This is a genomic window from Rhizobium sp. 11_C7_N12_5 (assembly GCF_051811145.1).
In the GTDB taxonomy this organism is placed as follows: domain Bacteria; phylum Pseudomonadota; class Alphaproteobacteria; order Rhizobiales; family Rhizobiaceae; genus Rhizobium; species Rhizobium lusitanum.
The window spans coordinates 1,531,369-1,546,991 of sequence record NZ_JBPWPY010000002.1 but is presented as its reverse complement, the minus strand read 5'-3'; the positions used below and the strand labels follow the sequence as shown (position 1 = coordinate 1,546,991).

Below are 15,623 nucleotides of genomic sequence, written 5' to 3'. Positions count from 1 at the left end.
TTTTTGCTATTTTAGCCTCTTTTCGCGGGCTTCCCCTTAGCAATTACGGAGATCGTAGAACGGGCTAAAAATTACTTCAAGCCTAAAATTTATTGATTACTCGAATTTCATTCGGCAAGGGATGTTCCGGGATAAAAGGCGGAAAAATAGGCGTTTCAGGTGGGTGGAAGCGCAAGGCGTCGTTTTCTTTCGGCGCAAGAATGTGGCCAGGTCCGATCGAAGCCGAAAAAAACATTGACGCTCTTTCAAGTTATTTTATGCTTAAAATGTCGTTTGAGCGAATTGATCCTATCATCCCGGCAAATCCGAAGAGGGGACGTTGATGCTAGACCCGCATTGCCATTCAAGTAGCATCAAGGTAGAGCGCCCCGCCGCTCTCGCATTTGAATTGATGTCGGATGGGCTGAAGCAGGGAAGCTGGGCATGGGGCAGCTTCGACCGGAGAGAGGTCGAGCCGGGCCTGTTTTGCGGCACATCGATTTTCTCCGGCAAACAGACCTATGTCCGCCTCGATGTGGATCGGGATCGTTTGCAGGTGGATTACGAGGTCGGCGGGTCGAAGGAGGCCATGCAGTTTCGCAACATGTCCCGCGTCATTCCCGGCGACCTGTTGAAGATGGGGCAGAACACATGCGTCGTCACGCTGCTGACCTGGCGCCTGCAAACCCAGACCGACGCGGAATGGATCCAATTCGGCACGATCCATGAGGCGGAGATGTTCCTGATCAAAGGTCTTCTCGAGCGCGAATGAAGGACAAGATGACACATTCTCCCCATCTATTGTTTGCCGACCGGGCACGCGCCAACCCCGAAGCAGCCTTGTTGATCGCACCGGCCAGCGCCGGGCTACCCTATGCGCCACAGGGGTTTCGTCACAGCTACGGCGAGGTGTTCGCTGAAGCTGCCGCGCTGAGCCAAAAATTTGCGGCCGCCGGTTACGGCCTTGGCTCGCGGGTGGCTCTGCTTCTGGAAAACCGGCCGGAATTCTTCACCTTCTGGCTGGCGCTGAATGCCATCGGCGCGTCGATCGTGCCGATCAATCCGGATCTGCGGCGTGACGAACTTCTTTTCCAGCTCGATATGGCCGAGGCGCCGCTGCTGATCGCGATTGCCGAGCGGCTGGCGGACCTTGCCGACATCCATCCCGGCAAGGTCACGGTAATCGGGGCGAACGACGACATTCCGCCGTCGCCTGTGAGGCTGACGGCGGAGCCGGGCGGCCCGGACGCGGAATGCGCCCTGCTGTTCACATCCGGCAGCACCGGCAAGCCCAAGGGCTGCATGCTCTCCAATATCTATTTCATCCGCCTTGCCGAGTGGTACACTACTCAGGGCGGAGTTGCTGATATGGCGGAGGGTAGCGAGATTGCGCTCACGCCGCTGCCGATGTTCCATATGAACGCGCTTGGTTGCACGGCGGTTGGCATGATCATGAAAGGCGGCGCCATTGTGCCGCTCGATCGCTTCCATTCCAAGAGCTGGTGGGCCTCGATCGCCGATTCCGGTGCAACCATCATTCATTGTCTCGGTGTCATTCCGGCCATCCTGCTGCAGATGTCGCCAGTCGAGGCCGAACGCGCGCACAGGGTCAAATTCGCGCTCGGCCCCGGCGTCGATGCCCGGCACAAGGTCGAATTTGAGGAGCGCTATCGCATCCCGATCGTCGAAGCCTGGGCCATGACCGAGACAGGTGGGCGGGCCGCCACCACGACGGCGGCCGACGATTACGCGCCGGGACTGCGCTGCATCGGCCGGCCGCGCGCCGGCATGGAGTACAGGATCGTCGACGATGCCGGCAACACGGTCGACTTGGGGACACCCGGTGAGCTTCTGGTGCGGGCGGAAGGGCGCAACCCGCGAGACGGTTTCTTCAGCGGCTATCTCAAGGATGAGAAAGCGACGGAAGAGGCCTGGGAAGGCGGCTGGTTCCACACCGGCGATGTCGTCTATGCCGGCGAGAACGGGTTGCTCTACTTCTTCGATCGCAAGAAGAGCATCGTGCGCCGCAGCGGCGAGAATATTGCCGTACTTGAAGTCGAGGCAGCGCTTGCCAAGTTACCCGGCATCAAGGCGTCGGCGGTGACGCCGGTGCCTGACGATCTGCGCGGCGAGGAGGTTTTCGCCTTCATCGTTGAGGCTGAGGTTACAGCAAGCGGCGATCTTCAGCAGCGCGCCTCGCGTATCATCGAGGCCTGCGGTGCATATATCGCCTATCACAAACTGCCCGGCTATGTGGTTTTCATCGAGAAGCTTCCCGTCAGTTCCACACAGAAGGTCCAGCGCGGCGAGATCAAGACCATGGCGGCCAAGGCGGTCGAAGACGGCTCGGCGATCGACCTGCGCAAGCTAAAGGCAATGATCCGCAAAGGTGGCTGATGTGGAGCGCTTTCGAAGAGCGAGTGCATCTGTTATATAATAAATCAAAGCTAAAATCCTTTCTAAGGAGATCCGTATGACACCGGAAAAAATTCTCTATGAAACCGCTGTCACCGCTTTCGGTGGCCGGGACGGCAAGGCGCAAAGCGCCGATGGCAGTTTTGTGGTTGATCTTTCCGTGCCGAAGGGGCTTGGCGGGCCGGGCGGGGAGGGCACCAACCCTGAACAACTGTTCGCTGCCGGCTATGCTGCCTGCTTCCTCGGTGCGGTGAAGCTGGTCGCGCGCACCCGGAAAATAGCGCTTGCCGGCGACACGTCGGTGACTGCCAAGGTCGGCATCGGCCCGGTGTCAGTCGGCTATGCGCTCGCGGTCGAACTCACGGCTTCGCTGCCGGGCATCGACAGAGCTCTGGCGGAGGAGATCGTTGCCGGCGCTCACGAGCGTTGCCCCTATTCCAATGCCACGCGCGGCAATGTCGATGTGGTTCTGACGGTGGCCGGATGACGGCTTCGCGCCCCCGCAAATCCTATGACGGCGTGGTTCTGGCGGTGCCGGTGGCGGTGCCCTATGAGCGATATTCGATCGAGAGCGCGCATTGGTGGATCGGTCGGGCGTTACGAACGCTGGCAGACGGAGCGGGCATCAGCCATCGGGAATTCGACGGCTTTGCGGTCTCGAGCTTCACCATGGGACCGGATGCGGCGATCGCGCTGACGCAGCATTTCGGCCTGACGCCCCGCTGGCTGGATCATCTGCCAATGGGCGGTGCCTCCGGCATCGTCTCGATCCGGCGTGCGGCCCGCGCCGTGCAGGCGGGTGACGTGAATATCGTCGCCTGTGTCGCGGCCGATACTAATCAGGTCGACACGTTTCGCAAGACGCTCGCCAGCTTCTCCCGCTTTGCCCAGGACGCCTCCTATCCCTATGGCGCTGGTGGACCCAATGCCAGTTTCGCGCTGATCGCTCGGGCCTACATGGATCGCTACGGCGCTACACGCGAGGACTTCGGCAAGCTGTGCGTCGCGCAGCGCGACAATGCGCTGCGCTATCCGCATGCGCTGATGAAGAAGCCGCTGACTTTGGAGCAGTACATGTCGGCACGGCCGATTGCCGAGCCGTTTCATCTCTTTGATTGCGTCATGCCCTGCGCCGGCGCCGAGGCTTTCCTGGTCATGCGCGAGGAAACCGCAGTGTCGCTCGGCCTTCCTTTCGTGCGGCTGCTGTCGGCGATCGAGCGGCACAATGCTTTCCCCGATGATGCCGTGCAGACGCGCGGCGGGTGGGTGATGGATCGCGACGAGCTCTATGGCATGGCCAGCCTGACGCCCGATGATATCGACTTCGTGCAGACCTATGACGATTACCCGGTCATCTCCATGATGCAGTTCGAGGATCTCGGTTTCTGCGGTAAGGGCGAGGGGCCGGATTTCGTGCGCCAGCACACATTCACGATCGATGGTTCCTTTCCGCACAATACCTCGGGCGGGCAGCTCTCGGTGGGGCAGGCGGGCGCTGCCGGCGGCCATCTCGGCATCGTCGAGGCCATGCGCCAGCTTCTGGGCGCGGCGGGCGGCACACAGGTGGCGGACGTCAAGGTCGGCCTCGTGTCCGGTTTCGGTATGATCAACTACGACCGCGGTCTGGCATCGGCGGCGGCGATCCTGGCGAGGCAATCGGCATGACCCGTCCGCTCGCAAAACCACTACGCAAGAACCCGCTTTCCCGCACCAAGGTGCCCTTGCTGCCTCCATCGGCGCGTAGCCGCAAGGCGCAAGGGCTGACGCTTGCAGCCGCCACGGGCCGCTTCATGCTGCAATGCTGCGCCGAATGCGGAACATATGCTTATCCGCCGCGCGACGCCTGCCCGCGCTGCCTGTCGGCAGCACTTCCCTTCGTCGATGCGCCGACAGGCGGTACGCTGCTTTCCAAGACTTCGGTTGAGGTTACCAGTGATCCCTATTTTCGCGAGCATATGCCGTGGCGGGTGGGGCTCGTTCAGCTCGATTGCGGGCCAAGTGTGGTCACGCATCTGCATGGCGATTGTGCCGGCACCGGTAGCCGGGTGACGCTGTCGCTGCAACTCGACAAAAGCGGCCAGGCCGTTTTCTTTGCCAAACCCGTTTCGGAGACGCCGCATATGGAAGACGATCCTCAATGGCGTGAAATGACAGCCGACCCGAAGTATCGGCGTATGCTGATCACCGACGGCCGCAGCCCCATGGCACTGGCTCTGGCCGCCGCACTGAAGAAGGCGGGTGCGTCCACGATTTATGTCGGCATCGCCAACCGCTGGAAGCCCTTTGACGGCCAGTTGCAGCTCGAGGCGATCGACGGTGTCGAGATCGTCGATCTCGATCTCACCAGCGAACGGTCGGTGCAGGATCTGGCGGCCGATATCGGCGCCAAGGTCGAAGTTCTCATCAATACGGCCGACCATGTGCGGCCTGCCCATCTTTTCGACGCGGGCGCGGCCAATACCGCGCGCGACACAATGGATCATACGGTCATGGGTCTGCTGCGCCTTGCCCAATCCTTCGGACCGGTGATGCGGGCGCGCGGCGCGGACGGTGTTGCCGCGGCCGCCTGGCTCAATATCCTCTCGGTGCACGCGCTCAGCAGCGACCCGCAATTCGGCGTGCATTCGGCGGCGCATGCCGCCTGCCTATCCCTCTCGCAATGGCTGCGCACGCAGCTTCGTCCCGGTGGTGTACGGGTGATCAACGCCTTCGCCGGGCCGCTCGACACGGAGTGGTTCCAGACTGTGCCGCCACCCAAGGTCGCGCCCAAGACGCTGGCCGATGCTATTGTCGACGGGCTGAAGCGTGGGCTTGAGGATATCTATGTCGGCGACGTCGCCAAGGATCTTTATGCGCGGCTTCTCGATAATCAAAAGGCCGTCGAACGCGAGGCGGAACAATGAGCGTCGATATTCTCGAAACAATGGCTGGTTCGCTTGCCAGCGGTGACATCCGTGTGGTGGATCTCACCCATACGCTTTCACCGGACTTTCCTATCATCGTCATGCCACCGGAGCTGGGCCAGCCCGCCCCCTTCCGCATGGAACGTATTTCCCGCTACGATGCCGGCGGGCCGGCCTGGTACTGGAACAACCTCTCCTTCGGTGAGCATACCGGCACGCATTTCGATGCGCCGATCCACTGGTATACGGGCCGTGATCTGCCGCTAAATTCCGTCGATACATTACCGCCGACGGATATGATTGCGCGGGCCTGCGTCATCGATTGCTCGCGCGAAAGCGTCGGAAACGCGGATTTCCTGCTGACTGTTGCCGATGTGATGGTGTGGGAAGAGCAGCATGGTCAAATTCCGCCACGCTCGTGGGTGTTGCTTCGCACTGACTGGTCGAAACGCAATGGTGCAGCTTATGCCAATCTCCTCGCCGATGGTGCGCATACGCCGGGGCCGAATTCGGAGGTCATGCAATGGCTAGTGACCGAGCGCGACATTCTCGGTTTTGGGACCGAGACCATCGGGACCGATGCCGGGCAGGCGGGCCATTTCTCGCCGCCCTATCCGGCGCATCACTATCTGCATGGCGCCGGGCGCTACGGGCTGCAATGCCTTGCCAACCTCGACCAATTGCCGGCGACGGGCGCGATGATTTTTGCGGCGCCTCTGAAGATCCAGGGCGGATCGGGAAGTCCTCTACGCGTGTTGGCCCTGGTTCAGTCGCGCTCGACGGTATGAGGGGCGATCGCCACGCGCCTGGCAGCGGTATCGTAGAAGCTCGTCAAAAGCTCCAGCATTTCGGTCGCATCGCCGAGTCCTTTTTCCGCGTGGTCCATTTTCTGGATGAGCGAGATAAGCAAATGCCGGCGCAGGGTGCGGTAGTCCTGCGTCAGCTTGCTGCCTTTGCGTGTCGGCACATAAAGCGTGTCCTTGCGCGACCGGCCCTTCACTCGCTCGATTAGCTGCAGGGCCTGCAATTTCTTGATCGCATATTGAATGTTGGCGGTGTCGTCGCGGCCGAGGAGGCGGGAGATTTCGGCAAGGCCCTTCGGCTTGTTGCGGTAGCGGATCGTATGAAGGACGGCGGTGTCGAGGCCGCTGAGGCCAGACCCGGCAAGCTCGCTGGCACATTCCGACTGCCAGCGCACGAAGGCCGCGGAAATCCGCCAGAGCGACCATTCGAATTCGGTCAGCGCCGCTTCCGCCACTTCCGTCGCCGTCTCGTCGAGTGGAATTTCGTTTGCTGTAGGCGAATTCATTTGGTTCTCCAGAGTGGATATGGCTACGATTAAAGCCTTAAATTCCCGTTTTGACGAGAGCAAAACGACGCGTGACAACGAACAGGACGAGGGAACAATGCGCATATTCTGGCAAAGCTTCATCGACGCCACGGCCAGCGCCACTTACATGCATAAGCTTTCGGACTACCTGAACGGCATCGCCGAGCTGGGTACGACAGTCGAGGTTTTCGGCATCAGTCCGCCGGACAGGCACTTCGGGCGGCTGGCGGAATTCCGTTGCGCGGCGATCGCGATAGACAACGGGCTCGAAGCCGAGAAGCGCGGCTATGATGCGGTGGTTCTCGGCCATTTTCAGGATCCCGGCCTTTTCGAGCTCAAATCAGCGGTGAACATCCCGGTGATCGGCGCAGGCGAGGTCTCGATGCACTATGCCGCCCGCTTCGGCCGGCGCCTTGCGCTTGTCACCCTCGATGACGTCTTTCAGACCTGGCACTATGAGCAGGCAGATCTCTACGGACTGGGCGACCGGGTGAAGCACGTGGTGGGGATGAATTGCGCGCCATCCGATTTCAGCGCCGCCTTTGCCGGCGACGGTGAGGCGCGCAAACGTATGCTTGCAGCCTTCAGTGCCTGTGCCGAACCGCTTGTGCGCGATGGCGCCGATGTCGTGGTGCCGGCCGGCATCCTGCCCGGCCTGCTGGTCGGCGGCGAATATGGCTTCAAGGTACTGCATGCGCCGGTCGTCAATCCAGCTGCGGTGACCTTAAAGAGCGCCGAAATGGATGTGCGCCTGCGGAAACTCAACGGCATGGACGTGAGCCGCGGCCCCTTCTGCTCGCTCGCAACGTCGGAAGCAGTCAAGGATTTCCGCAGCTTCGTCGCCCATGGCCGGCAGACGCCGTTGTTTTCAGACGACGTCTGAGTGATCTCATCCGATCGTTGGCGTCAGCGCAAGCGCAAGCGTTGCGGCGCTGCCTCTGCCGGGATCAGCGACGCATATTTCTCGCCATCGAGTTGCTTGCGATGCTCGGTTTTCGCCGCGATGACCAATGTCGGATCGGTCAGCGCCCGCACGGCCGAAGCGGCCATGATCTTGCCGGCTTGCAGCATTCAGTCGACTGACGGCAGCGAAGGTGCAGCTTTGTGTGGAATTCCTAGCCACGAGGCTCAAGGTGCAGGCGGCATTAATGCCTTCCTTGAGGAGCGCTTGCGATAGCATCCGGGATGCTTCTCCGGATTTAACCGTGAAAAGCTGCCAATTGTGCAGCCCCTCGATAAGGTCCTCGGTCGACTGTGTGTTCGCCGTCTGACTGCGTGCAGAAATACGCCATATGCTGCTCACCGTATCGGATCTGCTTCCTGCCTCGTTCAAAATGCCCGATCGTTCCTGATGTCATTTCCAAGTCGCGCCACGCAACCCTCAATCTTGGCCAGCAGGATCTCGAAATCGATCGGCTTAGTCAAATAGTCGGCCGCGCCGGCTCGCAAGCCAGTTACAATATTCTGCTTGTCGGTCATTGCGCTCAAAAAGATAAAAGGAACATTGGAAAGTTCCGGATAGTTGATTTGGATTTCTGCAAGCAGCTGATGTCCGTCCATCTCCGGCATCGTAATATCGCAAATGACGATATCCGGCCATTTGGATATCAGGAGTTCCAATCCCTCTCGTCCGTTGGAAGCCTCGAGCGTTGCGAACCCGGCTTCCGCCAGTTCTTCGACAATCAATTCCCTGATCTCTGCTTCATCATCAATGCATAGGATAGTGGTCATTGCGTTACCCTTTGATGCTCATGCAACATTCGAAAGTTCCGCCGATTGCAACAGGGTTTTCTGCCGGATCGGAAGCGTCACGATGAGCGACGTGCCCTTGCCTTTTTGGCTTTCAATTTCGATAAGTCCTTGGTGCAGCTCGACTATCTGTTTCACCAAATGCAAGCCGATACCTGTGCCGGGGATTCCTGTCGAAGTTCGCGCGCGAAAATATCGCTGAAATATCTTGGGCACATCGTCTGCGTCGATGCCGACACCATTGTCCTGCACCACAACTCTTATCACATCACCCTCCGCCGACCCCGAAACATGAATATCTGGGTTACCAGGGGCGTATTTGACGGCATTTGACAGGAGATTGGAAAAGACTTGCTCGAGAGCGAGCTTGTCGCCCTCCATATATTCAGGCAATGAATCAATGTTCAGCAGGATGCGATGAGACTTGCTGATCGACGACTGGCGATGGCAACAAGTCTCGATCATCGCTTTTAACGGACATTGCTCGTACCGAATTTGAATGGCTCCGTTTTCCATTCGGCTAGCGGCAAGTATGCTTTCCATCAGATCGACGATTCTCAAGACGGACGATCGAATCTGTTCGGCTTTTTCGCGGACAAATTGAGATGGCATCTCACCTTTCGCGCGTAACAAGCGCTGCGCGGCTCCATCTATAATGGCCAATGGCGTACGGAATTCATGCGAGGCAAGCGCGACGAATTGGCGCTGTAGTTCATTGATGTTTCGTTCTTGCAGCAGAAGCCGTTCAAGCTCACGCGCTTGCTCTTCGACTTCTCTCGTTCTCAAAGTGACGGTCGCTTCGAGTGTCTGCTTGTGTGCAAGCAAGGCCTCGGCGTTTCGAACGCTTTCCGTAATGTCTTCATGGGTCGCAACATAGCCGCCATCCTTCATCGAACTGTGCGTAATGCGGACGACCCGAGCGTCTTGAAGAATAACGTTTTGGCTAGCCCTTCCGCCTTTTTGCGCCGCTTCGCCAACCACATCGAAGTAAGTGGCTGTGTGAAGAGGTCCGATGCCGAGGCCAGCACGATGGTCAAGTATGGCTTCCAGCGCGGTTCCTGGCGCCGTAAGGTCTACGGGGAGATCATACATTTGTGCATAGGACAGGTTGCACAGTATCAGTTTCTTTTCGGCGGAAAACATGCACAAACCGTGAGGCATGTTGTCGAGGGCAACGTCGAGAAGACCATCCTGTCGCCTGACAGTCCAAATCCGTTCATCCGTCATCGTAAGAGAACCTCGGCGTTGATACCGGATCAGCATAAAAGCGGAATACTAAAGATATATTGACTTACGCGAGTAATTTTTCGTCGATTGTGTCCCCTATAGCAATCATGAATTGAGGATTGCCGAGTCCGATTTAGCTTGCTTCGAAGCGGGGCATCCAACGTTTCCGCACCCCGGCCCTGCGCTATTGTTTGTAGGTCAATGGGTGGCGAACTATCGGCTGGAGGCGCCGGTACTCAGCGGTTCCTTCCTTCGACATCATTGGATGGTTTCGGCAATAAGCTCTCGCCTAGACACTGCAGGCGCACTCGCCAACGGGAATTCCTTAGACTATTGGTGCTGCATGACGCTCAACCCGCCGTCCACAGTCAGGCAGGTTGCATTCATGAAGGGGCATTCGTCCGAGATCATGAAAACCGCTGCCATGGCGATCTCTTCGGGTGATGCGATGCGGCCGCCCGGATGAAGCTTCAGCGTTTCGGCCTTAGCTTTTTCCGGATCCGGGAAACTATTCCAGTAATCCACGACTTTCTGCGTCGCGACATAGCCAGGTGCCAGGGCATTCACGCGAACGTTCTTCGAAGCATATTCGATCCCCAGCGATTTGGTCATTCCCAGAAGGGCGTGCTTGGCGAGCGGATAGGGAAAGGTATGCGGAATGATCGTGAAGGCATGCGTCGAGGCGATGTTAAGGATCACGCCGCCCCCGTTGACGATCATCTGTGGCAACACGGACCGGCAGCAGTTCCAGGCCCCCTTGAGGTTGATGTCGAAGCAGCGCTGCCACTCCTCATCCGTTGATTGCAACGGTTCCGCAAATACATTGACGCCAGCATTGTTGACGAGCGCATTGAGGCTTCCGATCTGCTTGTCTGCCTCGGCGATGGCCGCCTTTATAGCCGCCGCGTCGGTAATGTCGGTGGCGTGGTGACCGAGGATGGCGCCCTTCGCCTTCAGTTCAGCAGCCGTTTGCGCAAGAACCGATTCATCACGATCGACAAGGAAGAGACGTGCGTCTTCAGCTGCAAAAGCCTCTGCGATTGCCCGTCCAATTCCCTGAGCAGCACCTGTGATAAAGACCCTTTTGTCAGAAAGGCGGTTCGGCATCCTGTATTTCCTCTTCAAGCATTGCTGAACATGATGGCTGGTCAGGATTGGCATTATCCCGGGATTTCATGGGGTTGCAGCCGGATTGAGCCCTCAAGACCTTCCCCGTGGTGAAGAACCTTCAGATCGCCCAGACCTGGCAGGTTATGGCCGTTGGCCAAATGGGACATTGGCTCGAAGCAGAAGTAGTCTCGGCGAAATTCGGGGTCAAACTTGCTATCCGAAAGAAATATGAACGTATGCTGGAAAAGTGGGTCCGCGGTCAGGGTGAGGGCCGTGCGGTTTTCCGGCCAGGTGATTTGCGCCTCGCCGCTCCAGTTCTCGAAGCCGTTGTTGATCCAGCGGTTGGGCAAGGGAGACGGTCGCGAAAAGTCGAGCTCGGTTGGAATGTCGGTGGGCTTACCAGGCAGCCAGCCGGCGGTCTCGGTCCAGTAACGCTGCGCCTTCGCGCAAAGCGTCGTCTGTTCGGTCAGCGGAAAGAACGGATGCCAGCCGAGCCCGAAGGGCAGGGCATCTTCGCCGGTATTCACCAATCGCATATGCAGCCTAAGCCCGTCGGCAGACAAAGTGATGGTCTGTCTCACGTCGTAGCTGTAAGGCGTCCCCTGTCCTTGGTGGCGGTAACCGATCTGCACTTCGTCGCGGCTGCGGGACAAAAGCGACCATTCGCCCAACCACCCGTCGCCATGAAGATAATGGGCGTCCCAGGACGTGTTGGGCAAAAGGGAGTAGGTGCGTCCCCCGAATGCGAAACGGTTGTTGCGGACGCGATTGCCGAAGGGGACAAGCGGATAGCAGGCGGAGGAACGTGCATCGGCAGCGTCCTGCGCGGGTCTCAGAAGCGGGATCTTGCGGCTATCCACCAACCAGGAGAAATCGAGCAACAGGCCGCCCGACGTCGAAACACGGGCCAAAAAAGAGCCCGCCTGCAAGTCGATGAGAGCCATTGAGCGGCTGCCTTCCCCGAGCTGATCCTGAATGCGCGGCACCCTATATTTGGTCAGGTGAAAGTCAATATATATGTACTATTTATTTCTATAGTTCGCTGGATGTATTCCGCTCAAATCCTTTCAATGACAGGGAAATGAGACATCTTCCTCAAGATTGACCGCTAGAAACCGCACTCATATCCAGAAAAATCATACACAAATATTGACTGGTATGATGTTTCTTTTTATTCAATATCGGCTGCCGATGCGTGGCAGACCGAGATTTTCAGGGAGAGAGACATGCGTTTGTTCAAAGCAGCCATCGTGGCTGGCACGTTAGCCGTTTTGGCGGCTGGCTCCGCTTTTGCAGAGGACGTCAAGATCGGCTTCATCGTAAAACAGCCGGAAGAGCCGTGGTTTCGGGACGAATGGAAGTTCGCCGACCAGGCCGCCAAGGAGAAGGGCTTTACCCTCGTCAAGATCGGAGCCGAGGATGGCGAAAAGGTCCAGTCGGCAATCGACAACCTCGGTGCGCAAGGCGCCCAGGGCTTCATCGTCTGTACACCCGACGTCAAGCTTGGCCCAGGCATTGTCGCCAAGGCCGCGGCCAATCAGCTGAAGCTGATGACGGTCGACGACCGCCTGGTCGATGCCAACGGCAAGCCGCTCGAAGATGTTCCCCATATGGGCATTTCGGCCTCGAAGATCGGCGAAACTGTGGGGCAGGCAATCGTGGACGAGGTAAAGAAGCGCGGCTGGGATTTGAAAAGTGTCGGTGCGATCCGCGTTTCCTACGATCAGCTTCCGACGGCAGTTGATCGCGTCGAAGGCGCCATCTCCGTGCTGAAGGCAGCAGGCTTGCCGGCTGCGAACATCTATGACGCCCCGCAGGCGAAGACTGATACCGAAGCGGCCCTCAATGCGGCTACGACGGTTCTCAACAAGCATGCCGACGTGAAGTATTGGGTTGCTTTCGGCCTCAATGACGAAGCCGTGCTCGGCGCCGTGCGCGCGTCTGAATCGGTCGGTATCGCGGCCGACAACATGATCGGCGTAGGCATCGGCGGCGCGGATTCGGCGATTAACGAATTCAAGAAGCCTTCGGCTACGGGCTTTTTTGGCACCGTCATCATCTCGCCGAAACGCCATGGCTATGAGACTGCGCTCGATATGTACGACTGGATCGCCAACGGCAAAGAGCCGCCGAAGCTGACGCTGACCTCCGGTTCCCTAGCGCTACGCGGCGATTACGAAAAAGTCCGCAAGGGTCTCGGCATCGAATAATCATCCACACAAGATGATTTTTAAATCCCGGCGGCGTCATCAACACCGCCGGGTTCTTCCCCGATGGAGCGATGATGGCCTTCCTCGAATTCAACAATATTTCCAAAGGCTACCCCGGTGTCCAGGCGCTTTCCAGCGTCTCCTTCGACGTGGAGAAGGGGGCGATCCACGGATTGATGGGCGAGAACGGAGCCGGCAAATCCACGCTGATCCGTATTTTGTCCGGCGATCAGGCCGCGGATCAGGGTAGCATTCTCATTGGCGGCGAGGAACAGAGGTACGGGTCGACCCGCGATGCGTTCCATGCGGGCGTCATCGTCATCCATCAGGAGCTTCAGCTGGTTCCGGAGCTCACTGTTGCCGAGAATCTCTGGCTCGGGCGCTTTCCGAGCAGGGCCGGGGTGATCGACAGCAAGACACTGATCCAAACCGTTCGCGCCAAGCTCGACGAGATCGGCATCGATGTCGATCCTTCTGCCAAGGTTTCCGCGCTTTCGATCGGCGCCCGCCAGATGGTTGAGATCGCCAAGGCGGTGATGCTGGATGCCCGGGTAATCGCGTTGGATGAGCCGACGTCGTCGCTGTCGTCGCGCGAAAGCGAAATTCTGTTTTCCCTGATCGACAGGCTGAAGGCGCAGGGCGCGGTCATCCTTTACGTTTCGCACCGCCTAGACGAGATTTTCCGGCTTTGCGACAGCCTGACCGTCCTGCGCGACGGCAAACTTGCCGCTCATCATCCCGATATCGGCGAGACGACACGTGAGCAAATCATCGCCGAAATGGTTGGCCGCGAAATCACCAATATCTGGGGCTGGCGCGAACGGCCGCGTGGCGATATCCGCCTCGACGTCAAGACTCTGTCCGGTTCAAAATTACGCAATCCGATCAGCTTTTCTGTCCGCAAGGGGGAGATCCTCGGTTTCTTTGGGCTGATCGGCGCGGGGCGAAGCGAGATGGCGCGGCTTCTATACGGTGCCGATCATCGCCATCAGGGTACCGTCACTATTGACGGCGTTACCGTTTCGCCCGGCAATCCGAAGGCCGCGATCAATGCAGGCATGGTTCTGTGCCCGGAAGACCGCAAGTTCGACGGCATCATCCAGGGTCGGTCGATCGAAGAGAACGTCACGATCTCCTCAAGGCGACATTTCTCTCCCTTCGGGATATTGAACCCGAAGAAGGAAGCCTCCGTCGCCGATCAGTTCATCGCCAAGCTCAAGGTTCGCACGCCGTCCCGCAAGCAGGACATCATCAATCTTTCGGGCGGCAATCAGCAAAAGGTCATCCTCGGCCGCTGGCTTTCGGAGCAGGGCATCAAGGTGCTGGTGATCGATGAGCCGACCCGCGGCATCGATGTCGGCGCCAAATCGGAGATCTATGAGATTCTTTATGAGCTGGCGGCCGGCGGAATGGCGATCGTCGTCATTTCGAGCGAGCTTCCCGAAGTCATGGGTATTTCCGATCGCATCATCGTCATGTGCCAGGGCCGCGCCGCGGCCGATGTCGCGCGCGCCGATTTCGATGAGCGCAGAATTCTGACTGCCGCCCTCCCCGATAAGAACGCCGCCGGCACAATTTAATTCAGGAATTATAACGATGAACTCGTTGAAAAAAATCCTTCTCGGCGAACAGGGCCTCGTGGTGATCTTCGCCATCGCCTTTGTGATCGTCTCGATCTTCGTTCCGAGCTTCCTGACGGAGCGCAATATGCTCGGTCTGCTGCAGTCGGTGGTGACGATTGGCATCGTCGCGTGCACAATGATGTTTTGCCTGGCGTCGCGTGACTTCGATTTGTCCGTCGGTTCTACCGTCGCCTTCTCGGGCATGATTGCCGTCATGGTGTCGAACTCGACCGGCTCGATCCCGCTCGGCCTCGTCGCAGCACTGATCTGTGGCAGCATTGTCGGCGTCGTCAACGGAGTCGTTATCGCCAAGTTCCGCATCAACGCGCTGATCACGACGCTCGCCACTATGCAGATCGTCCGTGGGCTGGCGCTGATCGCTTCCGATGGGCGGGCCATCGGCATTAACGATCCGGCCTTCTATCAACTGGCCCTCTCCCGCTTTCTGACGGTGCCGACGCCGATTTGGATTATGGTCGTCCTCTTCATCATCTTTGGTTTCGCTTTGAACCGCACCGTCTTCGGCAAGAATACGCTAGCGATCGGCGGCAATCCCGAGGCCTCGCGCCTTGCCGGCGTCAATGTCGTCAACGTGCGCATCTGGATCTTCGCATTGCAGGGCCTTGTGTGTGCCATTGCCGGCATTCTGCTTGCCTCACGCATCACATCGGGCCAGCCGAATGCCGCAACCGGGCTTGAGCTTTCGGTCATCTCGGCTTGCGTGCTCGGTGGCGTGTCGCTCGCGGGGGGCAGGGCGGCGATGACCGGCGTGATCGTTGGAGTCCTCATCATGGGTATCGCCGAAAACGTCATGAACCTGCTCAACATTCAGGCTTTCTATCAATATCTGGTGCGCGGCTGCATTCTTCTGATTGCCGTCCTTCTCGATAATTTGCGGTCGTCGGCCGCTGGGCGTGGTGCTCGATTGTGACGAACGATCAGATTCCTTGGGAGAAGTCCGCAGACCTTGCAATTGCGCATTGATGCCGGAGCGTGGCACCGCTCATGATCTTGGTCGGGCCAGCGGAAGGGAGTGCAGGTGAAGAGTACGCGTTTTGGATCTCCGCGAGCGACGCAT

Annotated in this window: 15 protein-coding genes and 1 pseudogene; 10 read left to right on the top strand and 6 right to left on the bottom strand. The window is 58.6% G+C overall.

Translation table 11 applies throughout. The features are described 5' to 3' along the window. Positions 1-322 precede the first annotated feature (322 nt). The 6 genes from AB8B29_RS26285 to AB8B29_RS26260 all read left to right on the top strand — a co-directional run bounded on the left by AB8B29_RS26285 (position 323) and on the right by AB8B29_RS26260 (position 6,085). Complete coding sequence (locus AB8B29_RS26285; protein WP_439006819.1) at positions 323-751, top strand: hypothetical protein; 429 nt, start codon at positions 323-325, stop codon at positions 749-751. An 8-nt stretch (positions 752-759) separates the two neighbouring features. Beyond that, complete coding sequence (locus AB8B29_RS26280; protein WP_439006818.1) at positions 760-2,376, top strand: AMP-binding protein; 1,617 nt, start codon at positions 760-762, stop codon at positions 2,374-2,376. A gap of 76 nt (positions 2,377-2,452) precedes the next feature. Further along, entirely contained in the window at positions 2,453-2,881 is a 429-nt protein-coding gene (locus tag AB8B29_RS26275; protein ID WP_439006817.1) for an organic hydroperoxide resistance protein, read from the top strand. Next, positions 2,878-4,059 carry a thiolase family protein gene (locus tag AB8B29_RS26270; RefSeq protein ID WP_113119460.1) on the top strand — a complete coding sequence of 394 codons (1,182 nt, stop codon included), beginning with the start codon at positions 2,878-2,880 and terminating at the stop codon, positions 4,057-4,059. The genes AB8B29_RS26275 and AB8B29_RS26270 overlap by 4 nt, the downstream gene beginning before the upstream one ends. Further along, a complete protein-coding gene (locus AB8B29_RS26265; RefSeq protein WP_113119459.1) occupies positions 4,056-5,297 on the top strand; it encodes an SDR family NAD(P)-dependent oxidoreductase in 1,242 nt (413 codons plus the stop codon). The genes AB8B29_RS26270 and AB8B29_RS26265 overlap by 4 nt, the downstream gene beginning before the upstream one ends. Then, positions 5,294-6,085, top strand: a complete 792-nt coding sequence (locus tag AB8B29_RS26260; RefSeq protein WP_439006816.1) for a cyclase family protein — start codon at positions 5,294-5,296, stop codon at positions 6,083-6,085. Before AB8B29_RS26265 ends, AB8B29_RS26260 begins: the two co-directional genes overlap by 4 nt. Here AB8B29_RS26260 and AB8B29_RS26255 read toward each other — a convergent pair. Then, positions 6,064-6,606 (bottom strand): winged helix DNA-binding protein, encoded by a 543-nt coding sequence (locus AB8B29_RS26255; RefSeq protein WP_162740660.1) that lies wholly within the window; start codon positions 6,604-6,606, stop codon positions 6,064-6,066. The genes AB8B29_RS26260 and AB8B29_RS26255 overlap by 22 nt on opposite strands. Positions 6,607-6,703: 97 nt before the next feature. Between AB8B29_RS26255 and AB8B29_RS26250 the strand changes: the two genes are divergently transcribed. After that, the gene (locus tag AB8B29_RS26250; RefSeq protein WP_439006815.1) at positions 6,704-7,510 is read left to right on the top strand and encodes an aspartate/glutamate racemase family protein; all 807 of its coding nucleotides are present in this window, start codon (positions 6,704-6,706) and stop codon (positions 7,508-7,510) included. A 23-nt stretch (positions 7,511-7,533) separates the two neighbouring features. On the opposite strand, the gene AB8B29_RS26245 is transcribed toward AB8B29_RS26250, so the two are convergent. The 5 genes and pseudogenes from AB8B29_RS26245 to AB8B29_RS26225 form a co-directional block, all read right to left on the bottom strand. Further along, a complete protein-coding gene (locus tag AB8B29_RS26245; RefSeq protein WP_162740659.1) occupies positions 7,534-7,698 on the bottom strand; it encodes an amidohydrolase in 165 nt (54 codons plus the stop codon). Positions 7,699-7,956: 258 nt separating this feature from the next. Further along, positions 7,957-8,358 carry a response regulator gene (locus tag AB8B29_RS26240; RefSeq protein WP_037191006.1) on the bottom strand — a complete coding sequence of 134 codons (402 nt, stop codon included), beginning with the start codon at positions 8,356-8,358 and terminating at the stop codon, positions 7,957-7,959. Between the two features lie 18 nt (positions 8,359-8,376). Next, positions 8,377-9,621 (bottom strand): annotated as a pseudogene (locus tag AB8B29_RS26235) (sensor histidine kinase); the annotation flags it as partial. Between the two features lie 312 nt (positions 9,622-9,933). Then, positions 9,934-10,710: an SDR family oxidoreductase gene (locus AB8B29_RS26230; RefSeq protein ID WP_047640595.1), complete on the bottom strand. Its 777-nt coding sequence runs from the start codon at positions 10,708-10,710 to the stop codon at positions 9,934-9,936. A gap of 53 nt (positions 10,711-10,763) precedes the next feature. Then, complete coding sequence (locus tag AB8B29_RS26225; RefSeq protein ID WP_113119454.1) at positions 10,764-11,657, bottom strand: aldose 1-epimerase; 894 nt, start codon at positions 11,655-11,657, stop codon at positions 10,764-10,766. A gap of 282 nt (positions 11,658-11,939) precedes the next feature. Here AB8B29_RS26225 and AB8B29_RS26220 point away from each other — a divergent pair, with 282 nt between their 5' ends. The 3 genes from AB8B29_RS26220 (at position 11,940) to araH (ending at position 15,476) form a co-directional block, all read left to right on the top strand. Then, entirely contained in the window at positions 11,940-12,923 is a 984-nt protein-coding gene (locus AB8B29_RS26220; RefSeq protein ID WP_439006814.1) for an arabinose ABC transporter substrate-binding protein, read from the top strand. A gap of 74 nt (positions 12,924-12,997) precedes the next feature. Beyond that, entirely contained in the window at positions 12,998-14,503 is a 1,506-nt protein-coding gene (gene araG, locus AB8B29_RS26215) for an L-arabinose ABC transporter ATP-binding protein AraG (protein ID WP_113119453.1), read from the top strand. Positions 14,504-14,519: 16 nt separating this feature from the next. Continuing rightward, complete coding sequence (gene araH / locus AB8B29_RS26210) at positions 14,520-15,476, top strand: L-arabinose ABC transporter permease AraH (RefSeq protein ID WP_113119452.1); 957 nt, start codon at positions 14,520-14,522, stop codon at positions 15,474-15,476. The last annotated feature ends 147 nt before the right edge of the window (positions 15,477-15,623 follow it).